The following is a 19,069-nucleotide window of genomic DNA, read 5'->3' as shown; positions in this document are numbered from 1 at the left end:
TGAATTCCGGGGATGGCTGAGGTTAGGTCTCCCCAACGACAGCAATCATGGAAACGCGCGAGGACCAGACATGGCCGATCTCGACACATTCCGCCGCGAAACGCGCGCTTGGCTCGAGGCCAATTGTCCGCCGGAGATGCGCCGGCCGATGACCTCCGAGGAGGACACGTTCTGGGGCGGCCGCAACGCGAAATTCTCCTCCGAGCCGCAGCGCATCTGGTTCGAGCGCATGCGCGACAAGGGCTGGACCGTACCGCACTGGCCCAGGGAATATGGCGGCGGCGGTCTCGACGGCGAGGAGGCCAAGATCGTGCGCCAGGAGATGGCGGCGATCGGGGCGCGCGCGCCGATCACCTCGTTCGGCATCTCAATGCTCGGGCCGGCGCTGCTGAAATACGGCACGGACGACCAGAAGCGCGAGCACCTGCCGAAGATCACCGCCGGCCTCATTCGCTGGTGCCAGGGCTATTCCGAGCCGAACGCCGGCTCCGATCTCGCCTCCTTGCAGACGCGGGCCGAAAGCGACGGCGACGACTACATCATCAACGGCCAGAAGATCTGGACCTCCTATGCCAACTACGCCGACTGGATCTTCTGCCTGGTGCGCACCGATCCGGCGGCGAAGAAGCATGACGGCATCAGCTTCATCCTGTTCGACATGACGTCGAAGGGCGTGTCGACCAAGCCGATCCTCCTGATCTCCGGCCGCTCGCCATTCTGCGAGACCTTCTTCGACAATGTCCGCGTGCCCAAGGCGAACGTGCTGGGTACCGTCAACCGTGGTTGGGACGTTGCGAAGTACCTGCTGCAGCACGAGCGCGCGATGATTTCCGGCATGGGCGAGCGCGGCGGCAGCCGGCCGCTCGGCCAGGTCGCGGCTGACACCGTCGGCAGCGATGCGCAGGGGCGGCTCGACGACGCGCTCTTACGTGCCGATATCGCGACCTTCGACGTCGACGAGGCCGCGCTTGCCGCCGCCGCCGAGCGCATGGTCGATCTCGCCAAGGCGGGGCAGGGGCATCCGGCGTTCTCGTCGGCGATGAAGTACTACGGCACCGAGCTCAACAAGCGCCGCCACGAGCTGCTGATGGCGGCCGGCGGCATCGACGCGCTCGAATGGGAGAGCGAGCGCTCCCACGAAGGCGCGCGTCCCCGCGCCTGGCTGCGCACCAAGGCCAACTCGATCGAAGGCGGCACCTCCGAGGTCATGCTCGGCATCGTCGCCAAGCGCATCCTCGATCTGCCGGGGGCGTAGTTCGCACCCACGCCGTCATTCCGGGGCGCCGCGACGCGGCGAGCCCGGAATCCATAACCACGATCGTGAGTATGGATTCCGGGCCTGGCCCTTCGGGCCATCCCGGAATGACAAGACCAAAATTGATTGCCATCGTTGCAACGGGATCTCCCATGCCTCTCCTCCTCACCGAAGAACAATCCATGCTGCGCGACAGCGCGCGCGGCCTCATCAGCGATCACGCACCGATCGCGCACCTGCGCAAGCTGCGCGATGATCGCGACGCGACCGGCTTCTCGCGCCAGCTCTGGGCCACCTTCGCCGAGATGGGCTTTGCCGGACTGCTCGTGCCGGAGGAGCACGGCGGCTCCGGCCTCGGCGCGGTCGAAGCCGGCGTCGTGATGGAGGAAATCGGCCGCACCTTGATGCCGTCGCCGTTTCTGGCGACGTCGGTGCTGTCAGCCTCGGCGCTCGCCCGCGCCGGCTCGGCGGCGCAGAAGTCCGAGTATCTGCCGAAGATCGCCAGCGGCGCGCTGCTCGCCGCGCTGGCGCTCGACGAAGGCGCCAAGCATCGTCCTTTGCACACCGCCCTGCAGGCCGTGCGCTCCGGCAACGGCTTCAAACTGAACGGCGCCAAGGCGATGGTGGTCGACGGCCACGTCGCTGATCTCCTGCTCGTCGTCGCGCGCAGTGCGGGCTCGCCTGGCGATCGCGATGGCCTCACGCTGTTGCTGGTCGATCCCAAGGCCAAGGGCGTGGCGATCGAACGCACCATCATGGTCGACGCGCACAACGCCGCGCGGGTGACGCTCGACAACGTCGAGGTCACCGCGGATCACGTGCTCGGCGATGTCGATGGTGGCGCTGCCACGCTCAGCGCCGTACTCGATCTCGGCCGGGGCGCGGTGGCCTCCGAGATGGTGGGACTGAGCGAGGAGGTGTTCGGCCGCACCGTTGCCTATCTCAAGGAGCGCAAGCAGTTCGGCAAGGCCATCGGCGAATTCCAGGCGCTGCAGCACCGTGCCGCGCAGCTCTATATCGAGATCGAGATCACCCGCGCCGCGGTGCTGAAGGCGCTGCAGACGCTCGACGCCGATTCCGCCGGCGCGACGGCCGCCGTGGCCGTCGCCAAGGCCCGCGCGGGGGCGACCGCGACCCGCGCGGTGCAGGAGGGCGTGCAGATGCATGGCGGCATGGGCATGACCGACCAGTTCGACATCGGCTTCTTCATGAAGCGCGCCCGCGTCTGTGAGGAGCTGCTCGGCGATGCGAACTATCACGCAGCGCAGCTGGCTCAGCTCAGGGGGTACTAAGCAAGGCCGCTTGTCGGCACCCGCCGACTCCACACGCTCAGCTGTCATCGTCCGCGAAGGCGGACGATCCAGTACGCCGAGCGAGTTGTGATTGACCGACAAGCCCGCAGGGTACTGGGTACCCCGCCTTCGCGGCGTACCCAGTAACTATCGACGACAACAGCAGAGTTCGCAAAAAAAGAGCGCGCCATCACCGATGGCGCGCTCTCGTTCGATCAATGATGCATCGCGGTCTTGGCCGGTGGCAGCAGCACCTTGTCGATGACGTGGATGACGCCGTTCGAGGCCATGACGTCGGCCTGCACCACATGCGCGTCGTTGACCTGCACGCCGAAGAAGGTGCCGTCGACGGCCACCGGCTGGCCTTGCGCCGTCTTCACGCTCAGCTTCTTGCCGGCGACCTCGCCGGCCTTCACCGCGCCGGGGATCACGTGATACTTCAGGATCGCGGCGAGCTTGCCCTTGTTCTTCGGCTTGAGCAGATCCTCGACGGTGCCCGGCGGCAGCGCGGCGAACGCCGCGTCGGTCGGTGCGAATACGGTGAAGGGACCCTTGCTCTTCAGCACCGGCACGACACCTGCGGCCTTGGCGGCGGCGACGAGCGTCTTGAACTGACCGGCGCCGACGGCGGTGTCGACGATATCGGCGGCACGTGCCGCGACTGCTGACATGGAGAGCGCGCCCAGCATCAACGCGCCGGCCACGAACGAACGGAATCCCAGCGTCATTCGAGTTTTTCCCTGTGAACTGAACTGATGAGTTGGCTGATGCGCAAAGGGATTTCGGTCCCCCTTGTTCTCCCTGTTGTGCAGGGGCGCATCACCCGACCGGATTGGTCAGGCTCGTTACGATCGCTGCGATTGGCTGGATTTGAGAATGAGTTCACGAACTCGTGAGCGGCTCCCCGAGCCTCCCGGGCAGATCGCGCGAGAGCCATGAATCCCGGGACTAATTGCTTTGCGGGAGCATCCGCAGTGCCCGTCGGGCCATTTTGTCGCAACCCGACGGGCGTTGTCTCGTCGGGCAAATCAGCCGCACATTCCCCGCCGTCACGGCCCGCAAGAGGGACGCTTCGCGATCGTTACGAAACGTGGGCCAGTGACGCGATGGACGCATCGGATCGCAGCGCGAGTGATCGCGCCGACGAACGATAGCGATGCGGACGTGAAAGCGCGTGGTCCTGGCGCCCCGATGCTGGCGTCAAGTCGACGGGGGATGATCCCGGGCGGCGACGGTGGCTAACAAGCCGGACACCGAGGAGAGCGCGCCATAAGCGTTAACACCATCGCGCAGGGAAGGCCGGGTTGTCCCGGCTGAGCCTGTGGTTCTGCCGCCTGCATTTTTTTAAGCAGGCGGACCGCAGGTGCCAGTCGGCACCTGGCCTTCCCTGCGCCCTCGATTTTCGGAGGGTGGAGAATTTGGCAAAGCTCGGGCGCGGAAGACGTCGCGGGGATGATGATGTTTGTTCTGCTCTAAGCACCGGAAAATCAGCCCTCGCGGTGCATATGAATGCGCCTCTCCCCTTGTGGGAGAGGGCTACACAGAAGCCAACTCCAAGCTTGCTTGGGTAAGGGCCTGGTGCGGCAAATGCAGGTCTGAGTTCGTGGCAACCCCTCACCCGGTTTCGATGCTGCGCATCGAAACCACCCTCTCCCACAAGGAGAGAGGGTGCACCGTTCGTGTCGCGAGAGGTGTGAGACCCGTCGAAGCGAAGCCGACAATTCCGACCGGCGTCCTACCTGATCGGCGGCGCGTACTGGACGCCGCCGGCGTTCCACAGCTGGTTCATGCCGCGCGGGATCTTCAGCTTCGACTCGCTGCCGACGTTGCGCTCATAGACCTCGCCGTAATTGCCGACGTGGCGGATGATTCGCGCCGCCCAGTCCTTCGTCAGCCCGAGATCCTCGCCGTAGCTGCCCTCGTTGCCGACCAGCCGCATCACGTCCGGCTTCTTCGACTTCAGCGCCTCGTCGATGTTCTTGGAGGTGACGCCGAGTTCCTCGGCATTGATCATCGCGTACAGCGTCCACTTCACGATCATCATCCAGTCGTCGTCGCGCTGGCGCACCACGGGCGCGAGCGGCTCCTTGGAGATCAGGTCGGGCAGGATGTCGTGATCGCCGGGCTTCGACAGCGTCAGGCGCAGCGCGTAGAGCTGCGAGACGTCGGCGGTGAAGGTGTCGCACTTGCCACTGTCATACGCCTTGATGACGTCGTCGAGCTTGGGAAACTTCACCTCCTCGTACTTCATGTTGTTGGTGCGGAAATAGTCGCCGAGGTTAAGCGCGTTGGTGGTGGAATCCTGCACGCAGACCCTGCTGCCGTTGAGGTCGAGCGCCGTCTCCAGCTTGCGCGACCGCGGCACCATGAAGCCCTGGCCGTCGTAATAGGCGACCGCCGGGAAATACAGGTCGTAGTTCTGCTCGCGCGCCATCGACCAGGTGGTGTTGCGCGACAGGATATCGACCTTGCGGCTCTGCAGCTCCTTGAAGCGCTCATTGGCGTCGAGCGGCACGAACTTCGCCTTCTTCGGATCATCGAAGATCGCGGCCGCCACGGCGCGGCAGAAGTCGACGTCGAAGCCGCTCCAATTGCCCTTGTCATCGGGAATCGAGAAGCCGGGCAGGCCGGCATTGACGCCGCACAACACCTCGCCGCGGCGGATGGTCCGCTTCAAGGTGCGGGTGTCGTACATCTCATAGGTGACGGCGAGCGCCGCGACGAGGACGGCGACGGCGAGCCCGATCAGCAGGCCGCCTCGGAAAGTGCGCATGGTCAATCTCTTTCGAAAAATCTCAGGACAAAGCGATGGCTGAATGTCCGGCGGCGGGCGCCGGCGTCACAGTTCCGGCTTCTGCCGCACGACCACCTTGGTGCCGACCGGGACGCGGTCGAACAGGTCGGCGACATCGGCATTCACCAGCCGGAAGCAGCCGGAGGAAATCTTGCTGCCGATCGTCCAGGGCTGGTTGGTGCCGTGGATGCGGTACACGGTGGTGCCCAGATACATCGCGCGCGCGCCCAAGGGATTGCCGGGGCCGCCGGCCATGAAGCGCGGCAGATAGGGCTGGCGCTGGATCATCTCCGGCGGCGGCGTCCAATCCGGCCACTCGGCCTTCTTGGTGATCGACAGCAGCCCCTGCCACTGGAAGCCGTCACGGCCGACGCCGATGCCGTAGCGGATGGCACGTCCGCCCGGCTGCACCAGATAGAGGTGGCGTTCGGCGGTGGACACGATGATGGTGCCCGGCGGCTCGGTGGTGCGGAAATAGACCACCTGCTTGCGCCATTCGGGATCGAGCTCGTAGCCGTCATCGGCGACGAGACCGGGCTGATCGCCGGGGTCCTCGGACTGGGCAAAACTATGCGATGTGGACAGCGCCAGCGCGATGATGGCGCTGGCCGCACAAAGCAGGCGACGGAAACTCGGCATTCAAAGCTCTCCTCAACGGACCCCTGCGAAGCTTGCCCGATCAAATCCACCCGTCAAATTTCAGGAGCATATTCGCAGCAAAGTCAAGGTGAGCGCAGGGCGCACCCGTTGTCATCCGAGCTTCATCCAGAGCCGCAGCAGGAAGGCCACCGCGCCGACGGTCGCCACGCCGGCGAGCCAGAGCGCAACGAACCAGGCGAGGCGCTTCGCGAGGGACGCGGGCTCGGGAGCGGGCATCAATGATAGCCGCTGTCGTGCCCGACCTTGCCGCGAAACACCCAATAGGCCCAGCCGGTGTAGCCGAGGATCAGCGGCACCAGCACCAGCACGCCGGGCAGCATGATCAGTTGGCTGCGTTCGGGTGCTGCCGCCTGCCAGATCGTGATGCTCTGCGGCACGACGTAGGGATACATGCTGATGCCGAGGCCCGCGTAGGAGAGGAAGAACAGCGCGAGTGCGAGAAAGAACGGCCAGCTATCGTGCCTCTGGGCGAGGTTCTTCATCATCAGCACGGTGACGCCGACGACGGCGAGCGGCACCGGCGCGGTGAGAATGATCGCCGGCCACCTGAACCAGCGGTCCGAATATTGGATCGTGAGCAGCGGCGTCCACAGACTGACGGCGGCAATGGCGAGCAGCATCGCGAACAGCAGGACCCAGCTGATGCGATAGGCCTTGTCGCGCAGGTCGCCCTCTGTCTTCAGGATCAGCCAGGTTGCGCCGAGCAGCGCGTAGCCGACCACGAGCGAGACGCCGGTGAGGAGGCTGAACGGCGTCAGCCAGTCCCACCAGCCGCCGGCATAGTGCCGGCCCTCGACATGCACGCCCTGCAGGATGGCGCCGAGCGCGATGCCCTGCGCGAGCGCCGCGACCCATGACCCGCCGGCAAAGGCGATGTCCCACAGATTGCGTGTGGCGCGGGTGCGCCAGCGGAATTCGAAGGCGACGCCGCGGAAGATCAGGCCGACCAGCATCGCGATCAGCGGCGCATACAGCGCCGGCATCAGGATGGAATAAGCGAGCGGGAACGCGGCCATCAGGCCACCGCCGCCGAGCACCAGCCAGGTCTCGTTGCCGTCCCACACCGGCGCGACGGTGTTGGTGATGACGTCGCGGTCCTGCTTGCCTGGAAACAGCGGGAAGAGGATGCCGAGGCCGAGATCGAAGCCGTCCATCACGACGTAGATGAACACGGCGAGCGCGATGATGAAGGCCCAGAGGGTGGCGAGATCGATGGCGACGCTCATGATCCGACCACTCCCTGCACGACGCCGGCGGCCGGCGTGATGCCGGCAGTGCGGACCGGCTGCTCGCTGCTCGGGCCCGGCTCGCCGGGATGCGGCGGCTCGGCCATCAGGCGCAGGATGTACAGCACGCCGGCAGCGAAGATGATGAAATACACGATGATGAAGGCGAGCAGCGAGGCACCCACGGCCGGGGCCGCGAGCGGCGAAACGGAATCGGTGGTGCGCAGCAGCCCGTATACGGTGAACGGCTGCCGGCCGGTCTCGGTGGTGATCCAGCCGGCCATGACGGCCATGAATCCCGCAGGTCCCATCGCAATCGCGAAGCGGTGCAGGCCGCGATTGATGTACAGCCGCCCGCGCCAGCGCTCCCACAGGCTGAACAGGCCGAGCGCCAGCATCAGCAGGCCCAGGCCGACCATGATGCGGAACGACCAGAAGGTGATCGGCACCGGCGGCCAGTCCTGCCGCGGCACGGTGTCGAGCCCGGCCATCGGCGCGTCGATCTGGTGCTTGAGGATCAGCGAGCCGAACTTGGGGATCCCGAGCGCCCATTTCAGTTCGCCCTTGGCCTGGTCGGGCCAGCCGAACAGGTATAGCGGCGCGCCGTCCTTGTGGCTCTCGAAATGGCCTTCCATGGCCATGATCTTCACCGGCTGGTGTTCGAGCGTGTTGAGGCCGTGCTGATCGCCGACCAGGATCTGCAGCGGCGCCACCAGCGCCGCCATCCACATCGCCATCGAGAACATCACGCGCGGGCCCGGCAGATGCGGATTGCGCAGCAGATGCCAGGCGCCGACCGCGCCGACCACGAGCGAGGTGGTGAGATAGGCCGCCAGCACCATGTGCACGAGGCGGTAGGGGAAGGACGGATTGAAGATGACTGCGAGCCAGTCGACCGAGACGAACTGGCCGTCGGCGTTGACGGCATAGCCCGCCGGCGTCTGCATCCAGGAATTGGCCGAGAGAATCCAGAATGCCGAGATCAGCGTGCCCACGGCGACCATCAGGGTGGCCAGGAAATGCAGCTTCGGGCCGACGCGCTTCAGGCCGAACAGCATGACGCCGAGAAAGCCGGCCTCGAGGAAGAACGCCGTCAGCACTTCATAGGCCATCAGCGGGCCGATCACCGGTCCGACCTTGTCGGAATAGACCGACCAGTTGGTGCCGAACTGGTAGGACATCACGATGCCGGAGACGACGCCCATGGCGAAGGTAATGGCGAAGATCTTGAGCCAGTAATTGAAGACGTTGAGATAGACGTCGCGGCCGGTCCACAGCCACAGCGCCTCGAGCACGGCGAGGTAGGACGCGAGCCCGATCGAGAAGGCGGGGAAGATGATGTGGAAGGTGACCGTGAAGGCGAACTGCGCGCGCGCCAGCTCAACCGCATCCAAACCGAACATCAGCACCGTCCGTCATTGCCGTGGGGCTTGTAGCACCGCCCCATGACGGAAGATTGCACCGGCAACGCGCGATATCAAATGGTCAAATCGCCCTATTGGCGGGGTGAGCGGTCCCAAACGACGAAGACCCGGCGGGGGCATCCGCCGGGTCTTCGGAGCAACCTTGGAAGGTGGAGGTATCCTTGAATTTGCTCGCTCCAAACCGAGATCAGCTGGGGGACTGAGGCTCGGCTGATGGATAACGTTCTAGCGGCGGAAATTTTCCAGGTGATTTCGCCGATTGTTTCAATTGTTTCGTTCGGCGATTTTGATGCGTCGTCGTCTTTGGAACCCGCCGGGACCGCAGCCCCGGCGAGAATGAAGCTTGGTCAGGCGGCGAGGCTGTGGACGCCGGCACAGCGCAGGAGCTCGGCCAGGTGCTTGCGGGCATAGAACATGCGCGTCTTCACCGTGCTCTGCGGAATGCCGATGATCTGCCCGACCTCCTCCACCGACTTCTCATGGTAGTAGATCAGGGTGATGATCTCGCGATGCGCCGGCGACAGCTTGGCGACGCAGGCGCGCAGGATGGCGCTGGTGGTGGAGCGCTCGAGCGAGGTCTCCGGCGTGTCGGAGTCGTCGGCGATCTCGCGCACCTCGTCCTGGTCGATGTCCTCGAAGCGGCGCTGGCGCAGCGCGGTCAGCGCTTTGAAGCGGGCGATCGACAGCAGCCAGGTCGAGACCTGCGAGCGGCCCTCGAACTGCTTGGCGGTGCGCCAGACGTCCAGGAACACCTGGCTGACGAGGTCCTCGGCGATCGTGGTGTCGCGGACGATGCGCAGGATGAAGCGATAGACCCGCACATTGTGACGCGCATAAAGCGTGTGCATCGCGGTGCGATCGCCATCGGCAATGCTCTCCAGGAGCATGTCGTCCGTGGTCGCCTGGGCGGCGATGATGCCCTGGCTGGCTGCGGAATTGATGGCAACGACGTTCTGCATGGCACTCTCCCGTTCCGCCGCCCCCTTGCGGCGTTTCGACGGGATGGATTGTTAAGGAGTGCCCGTTTCGGGACGTCTGCACGAAAACAGGAAAATGGTTTCGTGCGCCTGCGGAAATGTTTCGTCGCGCCGCACATCGCGAAACAGTCGTGGCGGAATTGTGCCCAATTCCAAGAAGCGGAACGGAATGGGGGTACAGAGGCTGCTTTCGCCGCCGCCGGCCGGCTGTCCTCAGGCCTTCTCGCCGGCCGGGGAGAACAGGTAGCCGCCGCCGCGAATGGTCCGGATCACGGCCGGTTTGGTCGGATCGGGCTCGATTTTGCGACGGATGCGCATGATTCTAAGATCCACGGCGCGATCGAACGCCTCCGCATCGCGGGCATTGGCGAGCTCCAGCAGCCGCTCGCGCGACAGCACCCGCTTCGGGTTGGCGGCGAACACTTTGAGCAGGCCGAACTCGGACGCCGTCAGCGGGTGCTCGTTGCCTTCGTCATCGCGCAGCGCCTGGGCATCGAGATCCAGCCATTTGGTGCCGAACCGCACCAATTGCGGGTCCTTGGCCTGGGCCGGAGCGGTCTCCGTGACGGCCGCCGCAGCCTTGGCCGGTCCGCTGCGGCGCAGCACGGAGCGGATCCGGGCCATCAATTCGCGCAATTCGCACGGCTTGGCGACGTAATCGTCGGCGCCAAGCTCAAGCCCGACCACGCGGTCGATCGGGCTGGCGGTGGCCGTCAGCATGATCACCGGGATGTTGGTGCGGCCCTTGAGATCGCGAATGATCGACAGGCCGTCTTCTTCGGGCATGTTGAGGTCGAGCACGACGAGATCTGCGGGGCCGGTCTCGATGGCGCTGCGCAGGCTCTTGCCGCCGTCGCACAGCGTCACGCTGAAGCCGTGCATCTTGAGGTAATCACCCACCATTTCGCGGGCAGGGGCCTCGTCGTCGACGATGATGATGTGCTGGCTCTGACTCATGACAATTCGGCCGCCGGCAGTGTGATGGTGAAGGTCGATCCGGATCCCGGCCCTTCGCTCCTGGCCGTCACCTCGCCACCATGCATGTCGACGATGCGTTTGACAATCGACAGGCCGAGCCCGGTCGAGCTCTCGCCCGCGGTCGGTTTGGCCGACAGCCGCTGGAACCGCCCGAACAGGCGGCCGAGATCCTCCGGCGACAGCCCGGCGCCCTGGTCGGTGACGGCGATGATGGTGTTGTCGCCGTCATCGGCGGCGTTCACGGTGATCCTGCCGCCGATCGGGCTGTACTTGATCGCGTTGCTCAAGAGATTGTCGATCGCCTCGCGGATCCGGTCGATGTCGCACATGGTCGACAGCAGCGTCGGCGCCGAGACCTCGATGACCTGCTGCTTGTTGAGGGCGAGCGGCTGGTTGGCCTCGACCACCTCATGGATCAGGGCCGTGATGTCGACCGGCTCGCGGCGGATGGTGATGTCGAAGGCGTCGGCCATCGCATCCGAGATCAGATGGTCGACCATCGAGGTCAGCCGCTTGGCGGCATCGCGGATATGTCCGACCTGGCTGGTGATCCCCTCTGCGGAGGCGCCGGTCGCGATCAACTCGGTCAGCATTTCCGTGCGGCCGAGGATGACGCCCAGCGGATTCTTCAGGTCATGGGCAACGGTGCCGAGAATCTCGTTCTTGAAGCCGTTGGCGCGCTGCAGCCGCAGCCATTGCGCCGACAGCCGCCGGTTGGCCTGCATCAGCGCGCGGGTGCGCTGGGCGACGCGGTCCTCGAGCTGGGTGTTGGCCTCATGCAGCTGCTGATACAGGATCACGTTGTCGAAGGCGATCGACAGCCGGCTGGAGAAGATCTCGACCAGCGAACGGTCGGTCTCGGACAGCGGCCGCTCCGCCTGCAGCAGCACCACGACTTCGCGCCCCGAGCCGGTGCGGACATAGAGCACGGTGCGGTGGTCTGCGAATTCGTTGCTGCGCTGCCTGAAGGCGGCCTCAACCATGTCGCGCAGATCCGGATCGAGCGAGCGCGAGGTGACGGCGCCGGAGAAGCGGCTGTAGCAGCCGGAGCCGGCCAGCACCGAAAAATCGTCGGTCTGGCTGCCGTCGTCGCGCAGCACCAGGATCCCCGCGCAATCCACGTTCAGCAGCGACGCGATCTGGGTCAGCACGCCCTCGGCCAGCCGCTGCATCGACTTGAAATCATACAGCGTCGAGGCGGCGTCGATGATGATCTCGAGGCCGCGCCGGGTCTGCACCATGCGCTCGAGCTGCTGGTAGCTGCGCAGCGCCGCCGTCAGCGAGGTGAACAGCTTGTCGGCGGTGAGCTCGGTCTTGGCCTTGTAATCGTTGATGTCGTACTGGACGATGACGCGCCGCTCCGGCGCCTGGCCCGGCTGCCCGGTCCGCAGGATGATGCGGACGGTCTCGTTCTTGATCTCGTTGCGGATGTATTCGACGAGCTCGAGCCCGGCGACGTCGGTCTCCATGATGACGTCGAGCAGCACGGCCGCGATGTCGGTGTGCTCCCGCATCAGCGCGCGGCCTTCGGCCGCCGAATAGGCGGACAGGATTTCGAGCCCCTGGCCGTTCAGGCTGTAATCCGACAGCGCAAAGCGGGTGCCCTCGTGCACGGCATGGTCGTCGTCGATGACGGCGATCTTCCATTTCCGGGCCGAACCGTCGTCCTCGTCGAAACCGGTATCCTCGATCAGTTGGAGGACATCGTCCTGTTCGGCCATTGCGTCGTTCCGTCACCCATTGCTGTCTCGGCGCCGCCCTTGGCGACCCGCGGCATGATAATCCGAAAGGTGGTGCCTTGTCCCTCGCGGGATTCCAGCATCATGCGGCCACCGAGCTGCTGCGTCACCAGATTGTAGACGATATGCAGCCCGAGCCCCGTTCCCCCTTCGTTGCGGCGTGTCGTGAAGAACGGATCGAAGGCCTGGCGCTGCACGTCGGGGGGCATGCCGGCCCCGTTATCGGCGAAAATGATCTCGATGTCATCCGTGCCGCGCGGCCGCGCCGTGATCGAGATGGTGCCCGCGCGGCCGTCGGCAAAGGCGTGGTTGACGGCGTTGAGGAACAGGTTGGTGAGAATCTGACCGTAGAACCCGGGATAGCCGTCGATGAAAAGCCCCTCGGGGACATCGACCGCCAGCGTGATCGGCGCGCGCTTGAGCACCGGCTTGAGGCTGGTGATGATCTGATCGGTCGCCTCGCTCAGGACAAAGGCCCGTCGCTCCGCATGGGAGCGGTCGACCGCGACCTGCTTGAACGACTGGATCAACTCGCCGGCGCGCTGCAGGTTGGCGACCAGTTGCTCGGACGCATCGCGCGACGAACGCACGAACTCCTCCAGTTGCGACCGGCGCAGGCCGCCTTCGGGCGACCGCAGCGCCGCCTCGAACATCTCGACGCGGCGTGCGAAGCTGGAGGCCACCGTCAGGCTGATGCCGATCGGGTTGTTCACCTCGTGGGCGACGCCGGCGACCAGCCCGCCCAGCGCCGCCAGCCGCTCGGCATCGATGAGATTCCGTTGCGCGGCATTGAGCTCGAGCAGCGCGCTCTCGGCCTTTTCCTTCGCGGTGCGCAACTCGTCCTCGGTCTTGCGCTTGGCGATCGCGTTCTCGCGGAAGGTCTCGACGGCGCGGGCCATCGCGCCGACCTCGTCGCGCGCCTCGGTGCCCTGGACCTCGCGGTCGTAGTCGCCCAGCATGATTGCGCGCATCGAGGCCATGATCTGCTGCAGCGGCAGCCGGATCGACAAGGCGATCAGCACGCCCGCGGACAGGATGACTCCCAGGAAGATCACCGCGATCGAGAGGACGCGGCGGGAGATGTCCTTCAACGTCCGATCGAACGTCGCCTGCGCCTTCTGCTCGTGCTGGCGCATCTTCACCGACAGGCCGTCGATGGCGCCGATGGTTTCGGCCTGGCTCGCATCGATGGTGTTGCGCAGCAGTTCGGTGCGGTTGGTGAGCTGATCGGTGAGCTTGGAGAATCCCGCGCGCAGCGCCGCGGTCCGGGCCGACAGCCGCTGCAGCGCCAGCCGCTGCAGATCATTGTCCGCAAGGCTCGACATCACCGGAATGGTCTTCTCGATCGTCTCCGTGTTGCGGCGCGCGTCCTCGGCGGAGGCGGGCGCGAGCGACAGGTAGTAGGAGTTGGCCGCGACCAGCATGGCGGTGAAGGCCTCGCGCGACTTGCCGAGCGAGGGCCATATCTGCGCGTCGCGATGGCCGGTCGCGCCTTCGATCACCGAATAGAGCCCGGCGATGTCGCGGGCGGGGCCGAGAACCTCTTCCTCATAGGTCTTGGAGATCGTCCCCTGCAGACTGCGCAGCTCGCCGAAGCCGTCCAGGAAACGCACGGTGACGCGCTCCAGCTCCTCGACCGACCCCGACAGCATCGGGTCGGTCGAGGCGCGCGTCGTGAGCGTCCCGAGCACGGCCTCGCGCAGCAGCAGGATCTCGGCGAACAGCTCCGGGCTCGGCTGATTGATGTAGCGATGAATGAGGTTCTGCAGCCGGCTCGTCTCGCTTTCGAGCAGGGCCAGCACCTTGTCGGATTCCCGGACCTGGCGAACGTCGTCCCAGGCCGTGCCCAGCACCGTCGCGCCGTTCCAGATCAGCGCCGCCAGCACGATCACGACAGCCGAGTTGAGCGCGGCGATCGAGAGGATGCGCCAGCGAATCGGAACCGCCCGCAGCGCGCGAACGATCCGTGCCCGCCCCAGAACCGCCAGACCGAGCGGCCGCGCGACGGATTTCCGCTGCTCGGATCGCGCCACGATCGCTACCTCGGGCCGGTCGTGCGGAGCCTGCCTGCGTCCGCTCTGCCGCGCGCAGCCGGGCCTGTATGCTGCGGCGCAGCCAGTCGCGCCGCCGAGCATGATGGGCGTGAAAGGGACGAGCGGTACCGCGCGCCCGCCTCAGCGCGCATCAGCACCGGCGTGACGTCCACTCTCGAGATCGACGAAAGATGGGCGCGGTACACAGGCAACACTTTTCCCCCTGATGATGAGGTCGGCCCGGACATGAAAAGGTTCAATGCACTCCCGAACAGGTGCTATAAGGCCATTCTGACGCCAAAGCGATACGCGTCAATGGTTTGCTGATAGTTTGTTGCAGCCTTGGGTTGCTGGACCTGATTTTTCGGTCCGATTGCGATCTCAGCCCGGGCCTATTCATTCATCGGATTGGAGTTGCCTCCTGGTGACGGTCCTTCTGCGTTCTGTTTCGTTTGCAATCCTGCTCTGGACGGTTGTTGGCGCAAGCACGGCCAAGGCCGCGACCGAGATCGTGTGGTGGCATGCGATGTCGGGCGAGCTCGGCAGGCAGGTCGACAGGCTGGCGGCCGACTTCAACGCGTCGCAGTCCGACTACCGCATCGTGCCGAGCTACAAGGGCAGCTATACGGAGACCGTGACGGCGGCCATCTTCGCGTTCCGCTCGCGCAGCCAGCCGGCGATCGTGCAGGTCAATGAGATCGCGACCGCGACGATGACGGCGGCCAAGGGCGCGATCTATCCCGTTTACGAGTTGATGCGCGACGAGCAGGAGAGCTTTTCGCCGTCGGCCTATCTGCCCGCGATCGCCGGCACCTATGCCGACGCCGACGGCAACATGCTGTCGTTTCCGTTCAACGCCTCCACGCCCATCCTCTACTACAACAAGGATCAGTTTCGCGCGGCCGGGCTCGATCCGGGCGTGGCGCCGAAGACCTGGTCCGAGCTCGGCAAGGCTGCCCGGCGGCTGCGCGACAACGGCGTCGACTGCGGCTTCACGACGTCGTGGCCGGCCTGGATCAACGTGGAGAATTTCTCGGCCTTCCACAATCTGCCGATCGCCACGCGGGCCAACGGCTTTGCTGGACTGGACGCCGTGCTGACGTTCAACAATCCGCAGGTCACGCGGCACATCGCCCAGCTCGCGGAATGGCAGAAGAGCAAGGTGTTCGACTATGGCGGCCGCGGTCAGGCTGCCGAGCCGCGTTTCCAGAAGGGCGAGTGCGGCATCTTCATCGGCTCCTCGGCAACGCGCGCCGACATCAAGGCGAATTCGAAATTCGAGGTCGGCTACGGCATGATGCCGTACTGGCCTGACGTTGCGGCCGCGCCGCAGAATTCGATCATCGGCGGCGCGACGTTGTGGGTGCTCCGCGACCGTCCCGCGGCCGAGTACAAGGGCGTGGCCAAGTTATTCGCCTATCTGTCGCGGCCCGATGTTCAGGCCGCTTGGCACCAGAATACGGGCTATTTGCCGATCACCCAGGCGGCCTTCGATCTGACGCGCGCGCAGGGCTTCTACGACCGCAATCCAGGAGCCGCGATCTCGATCGAGCAGGTGACGCTCAACCCACCCACGGAGAATTCGCGCGGACTGCGGCTCGGCTCGTTCGTGCTGATCCGTGATGCCATCGAGGACGAGATGGAGCAGGCCTTCAGCGGCCGCAAACCGGCGCAGGCGGCGCTCGATGCCGCCGTCGACCGCGGCAATCGTCTGCTGCGCCAGTTCGAGCGCGCGAGCCCGGATCGCTGAAAATGACGTTGCCACCGGTCGCCGATGGCGCGCAGCTCCGGCGCCTCCGTGCCGACGTGACGCGCTGGCTGCCGGCTGCACGCGATATTGCGCGCGGCCATGGCTACGACGACGCGCGGCTGGTTCCGTTCGCGGCGGGCACCAATCTGGTCCTCGCGCTGAACGACGGACTGATCCTGAAGGTCTTCCCGCCGTTTCATCGCGGCAAGTTTCAGTCCGAGCGGGCGGCCTTGCGCGTGCTCGCCGGTGGCGTCGGCGACGTCCGTACCCCCGACCTGCGACACGAAGGGGAGCGCGACGGCTGGTGCTATCTGATCATGACCAGGCTCGGCGGCATGCCTGCTTCGGATGTGTGGCGGCAACTCCCGGAGCGGGACAAGCAGCTCTTGCTCAGGCAGGTCGGTCGTCTGATCGCCGCCGTGCAGCGGGTCCCGCCTGGCGAGCTGCTGGCGCTCGGTCCGCGCTGGTCGGATTTTTTGCGGATGCAGATGGCCGGATGTCATGCACGCCATCAGCGGCTCGGCTTGCCGCCGACGCTTCTCGCCGGGCTGGACGATCTCCTGCGCGAGGCCGCAGCACTGCTGCCGCAGGGTCCGCCGCCGGTCATCCTGACCGGTGAATACATTCCGGAGAACTTACTCGTCACGCGCAGCGGTGATGGCTGGCAGCTGAGCGGGCTGTTCGACTTCGGCGACGTCATGACCGGTTTTGGCGAGTATGATCTGCTCGGGCCGAGCGCCTTCATGGCAGCGGGTCATCCCGGGCGCGTGCGTGCCTTGTTCGACGGCTACGGATTTGCGCTGGAGGACATCGACCGGCAGCTGAAGCGACGGCTGCTGGTCCTGCTGTTGCTGCACCAGTACAGCGATCCGCTCCGACACATCTGCATTCCGGATTGGCCGGCCAAGGTCCGCGACTTCGACGAGCTGCAGGCGCTGATCTGGCCGGAGTGATCCCAACCGGGGCGGCGGTCCAACAGGCGTTGCGTAAATCTGTCGCAGGCTAGCTGAGGTGATTATAAACTCAGCAAATATGCAGCTTTGTATGCAATTGGGGGCGCTGAGCTGTGCCGCTCGGTGAAGGCCCCTCGATATTTCAATAGCTTAGCTTTCAGCCGGGCTTGGCACAAAGCTTGCGACCACTGTTCCCGACAGTCGTTATCCTCGGGAGCATTTGATGAAGCGTCGCGATTTTCTGAAATCCGTGTCCGGTCTGGCTGCGGGGGCCGCGCTGCCAATGGCGCCGGCCATCATGTCTTCCGCCAAGGCCGACGCGCGGTCCGAGACGCTGCTGATCGTGTCCGAAGGCGGTCCCAACAACCTCGACATCCACGGCGTCGGCACCAACGTGCCGGGCTACGAGGTGTCCTGGAACTGCTATGACCGCCTGATCAGCCACGAGATGAAGAGCGGCCCGGGCGGGGTGCCGTACTACGACCGCGACAAGTTCAAGCCCGAACTCGCCGAGGACATGACCATCGGCGACATGTCCGCCACCTTCAAGCTGCGCAAGAACGCCAAATTCCACGACGGCACGCCGGTCACGGCCAAGGACGTGAAGTGGTCGCTCGATCGCGCCGTCAGCGTCGGGGGCTTCCCGACCTTCCAGATGAGCGCCGGCTCGCTGACCAAGACCGAGCAGTTCGTCATCGTCGATGACCACACCGTGCGCGTCGACTTTCTGAAGAAGGACCGGCTGACGATCCCCGATCTCGCCGTCATCGTCCCCTGCGTGGTCAACTCGGAGCTCGTGAAGAAGAACGCGACCGACAAAGACCCATGGGGGCTCGAATATACCAAGCAGCAGACCGCTGGTTCCGGCGCCTACAAGGTGACGAAGTGGACCGCCGGTACCGAAGTGATCATGGAGCGCAACGACGACTGGGCGTGCGGTCCGCTGCCGAAGATCAAGCGTGTGATCTGGCGCATGGTGCCGCAGGCCGGCAACCGGCGCGCGCTGCTCGAGCGCGGGGATGCCGACATCTCCTATGAGCTGCCGAACAAGGACTTCCAGGAGATGAAGTCGAACGGCAAGCATACCGTGATCTCGCTGCCGATCTCGAACGGCATCCAGTATATCGGCATGAACGTCACCAAGCCGCCGTTCGACAATCCCAAGGTCCGGCAGGCGCTCGCCTATGCAATGCCCTATCAGAAGATCATCGATGCCGTGATGTTCGGCCTTGCCAATCCGATGTTCGGCGCGCCGGCGGATAAGGCGACCGAGGTGGCGTGGCCGCAGCCGACCAAGTACTTCACCGACATGGAGAAGGCAAAAGCGCTGCTGGCGGAAGCCGGCTACCCCAACGGCTTCGAAACCACGATCTCCTTCGACCTCAATTTCGCACAGGTCAACGAGCCCTTGTGCGTGTTGGTGCAGGAGAGCCTCGCCCAGCTCGGCATCAAGACCACCATCAACAAGGTGCCCGGCGCGAACTGGCGCACCGAGCTGAACAAGAAGGAGATGCCGCTCTTCACCAACATCTTCTCGGGCTGGCTCGATTACCCCGAATACTTCTTCTACTGGTGCTATCACGGCAACAATTCCGTGTTCAACACGATGAGCTACAAGTCGCCGGTGATGGACAAGTTCATCGACGGCGCGCGTGACGCCGCCGCGGCCGGGGACAAGGCGACGTACGATGCCGACGTGAAGGGCTTCGTCGATCTCGCCTTCGCCGAGGTGCCACGCATTCCGCTGTATCAGCCGTTCGTCAACGTCGCGATGCAGAAGAACATCTCCGGCTATCAGTACTGGTTCCACCGTAGGCTCGACTATCGGGCTCTGGTGAAGGGGTGAGACAGTGATGGGGGGATGTAATATGGGCCGAGCTCTCTCATTCCCTCCCCCCTTGTGGGGGAGGGGCGGGGTCTCACGCGATCGTATTCGACCAAACCGATGGCGAAGGATCAATCAGGCCTCCGCACATCACGTTCTCAGC

15 protein-coding genes are annotated in these 19,069 nt (G+C 65.0%); 5 read left to right on the top strand and 10 right to left on the bottom strand.

What is annotated here, in order from left to right:
* Nucleotides 1–70: 70 nt before the first annotated feature.
* Nucleotides 71–1,255 (top strand): acyl-CoA dehydrogenase family protein, encoded by a 1,185-nt coding sequence (locus tag QX073_RS32465; protein WP_316193465.1) that lies wholly within the window; start codon nucleotides 71–73, stop codon nucleotides 1,253–1,255.
* A 152-nt stretch (nucleotides 1,256–1,407) separates the two neighbouring features.
* Nucleotides 1,408–2,547 carry an acyl-CoA dehydrogenase family protein gene (locus QX073_RS32460; protein ID WP_316193464.1) on the top strand — a complete coding sequence of 380 codons (1,140 nt, stop codon included), beginning with the start codon at nucleotides 1,408–1,410 and terminating at the stop codon, nucleotides 2,545–2,547.
* Between the two features lie 215 nt (nucleotides 2,548–2,762).
* On the opposite strand, the gene QX073_RS32455 is transcribed toward QX073_RS32460, so the two are convergent.
* The 10 genes from QX073_RS32455 to QX073_RS32410 all read right to left on the bottom strand — a co-directional run bounded on the left by QX073_RS32455 (nucleotide 2,763) and on the right by QX073_RS32410 (nucleotide 14,282).
* The gene (locus QX073_RS32455; RefSeq protein WP_315828017.1) at nucleotides 2,763–3,218 is read right to left on the bottom strand and encodes a fasciclin domain-containing protein; all 456 of its coding nucleotides are present in this window, start codon (nucleotides 3,216–3,218) and stop codon (nucleotides 2,763–2,765) included.
* 1,064 nt (nucleotides 3,219–4,282) lie between these two features.
* Nucleotides 4,283–5,320 (bottom strand): amino acid ABC transporter substrate-binding protein, encoded by a 1,038-nt coding sequence (locus QX073_RS32450; protein ID WP_315827938.1) that lies wholly within the window; start codon nucleotides 5,318–5,320, stop codon nucleotides 4,283–4,285.
* A gap of 66 nt (nucleotides 5,321–5,386) precedes the next feature.
* Complete coding sequence (locus QX073_RS32445) at nucleotides 5,387–5,980, bottom strand: L,D-transpeptidase (RefSeq protein WP_315717095.1); 594 nt, start codon at nucleotides 5,978–5,980, stop codon at nucleotides 5,387–5,389.
* 111 nt (nucleotides 5,981–6,091) lie between these two features.
* Entirely contained in the window at nucleotides 6,092–6,217 is a 126-nt protein-coding gene (locus QX073_RS32440; protein WP_315827939.1) for a DUF2474 family protein, read from the bottom strand.
* Nucleotides 6,217–7,227, bottom strand: a complete 1,011-nt coding sequence (gene cydB, locus QX073_RS32435; RefSeq protein WP_315751177.1) for a cytochrome d ubiquinol oxidase subunit II — start codon at nucleotides 7,225–7,227, stop codon at nucleotides 6,217–6,219. The genes QX073_RS32440 and cydB overlap by 1 nt, the downstream gene beginning before the upstream one ends.
* Nucleotides 7,224–8,630, bottom strand: coding sequence for a cytochrome ubiquinol oxidase subunit I (locus tag QX073_RS32430; protein ID WP_315827940.1), 1,407 nt, complete (start codon nucleotides 8,628–8,630; stop codon nucleotides 7,224–7,226). The genes cydB and QX073_RS32430 overlap by 4 nt, the downstream gene beginning before the upstream one ends.
* Before the next feature lie 368 nt (nucleotides 8,631–8,998).
* Nucleotides 8,999–9,610, bottom strand: coding sequence for a sigma-70 family RNA polymerase sigma factor (locus QX073_RS32425; protein WP_315751179.1), 612 nt, complete (start codon nucleotides 9,608–9,610; stop codon nucleotides 8,999–9,001).
* A 231-nt stretch (nucleotides 9,611–9,841) separates the two neighbouring features.
* Nucleotides 9,842–10,585 (bottom strand): response regulator, encoded by a 744-nt coding sequence (locus QX073_RS32420; protein ID WP_315717100.1) that lies wholly within the window; start codon nucleotides 10,583–10,585, stop codon nucleotides 9,842–9,844.
* Entirely contained in the window at nucleotides 10,582–12,327 is a 1,746-nt protein-coding gene (locus QX073_RS32415; protein WP_315751180.1) for a DUF3369 domain-containing protein, read from the bottom strand. Before QX073_RS32415 ends, QX073_RS32420 begins: the two co-directional genes overlap by 4 nt.
* Complete coding sequence (locus QX073_RS32410) at nucleotides 12,297–14,282, bottom strand: ATP-binding protein (RefSeq protein ID WP_410051870.1); 1,986 nt, start codon at nucleotides 14,280–14,282, stop codon at nucleotides 12,297–12,299. Before QX073_RS32410 ends, QX073_RS32415 begins: the two co-directional genes overlap by 31 nt.
* 520 nt (nucleotides 14,283–14,802) lie before the next feature.
* Here QX073_RS32410 and ugpB point away from each other — a divergent pair.
* The 3 genes from ugpB (at nucleotide 14,803) to QX073_RS32395 (ending at nucleotide 18,927) form a co-directional block, all read left to right on the top strand.
* Nucleotides 14,803–16,128 (top strand): sn-glycerol-3-phosphate ABC transporter substrate-binding protein UgpB, encoded by a 1,326-nt coding sequence (gene ugpB, locus QX073_RS32405; protein WP_316165621.1) that lies wholly within the window; start codon nucleotides 14,803–14,805, stop codon nucleotides 16,126–16,128.
* Between the two features lie 2 nt (nucleotides 16,129–16,130).
* The gene (locus QX073_RS32400; RefSeq protein WP_315717103.1) at nucleotides 16,131–17,081 is read left to right on the top strand and encodes an aminoglycoside 3'-phosphotransferase/choline kinase family protein; all 951 of its coding nucleotides are present in this window, start codon (nucleotides 16,131–16,133) and stop codon (nucleotides 17,079–17,081) included.
* A gap of 223 nt (nucleotides 17,082–17,304) precedes the next feature.
* Nucleotides 17,305–18,927: an ABC transporter substrate-binding protein gene (locus tag QX073_RS32395; RefSeq protein WP_316165620.1), complete on the top strand. Its 1,623-nt coding sequence runs from the start codon at nucleotides 17,305–17,307 to the stop codon at nucleotides 18,925–18,927.
* Nucleotides 18,928–19,069: the final 142 nt, after the last annotated feature.

Source organism: Bradyrhizobium sp. SZCCHNS3052 (assembly GCF_032484495.1).
In the GTDB taxonomy this organism is placed as follows: Bacteria; Pseudomonadota; Alphaproteobacteria; order Rhizobiales; family Xanthobacteraceae; genus Bradyrhizobium.
The sequence above is the reverse complement of the archived record's forward strand: the minus strand, read 5'-3'. Positions and strand labels throughout refer to the sequence as shown.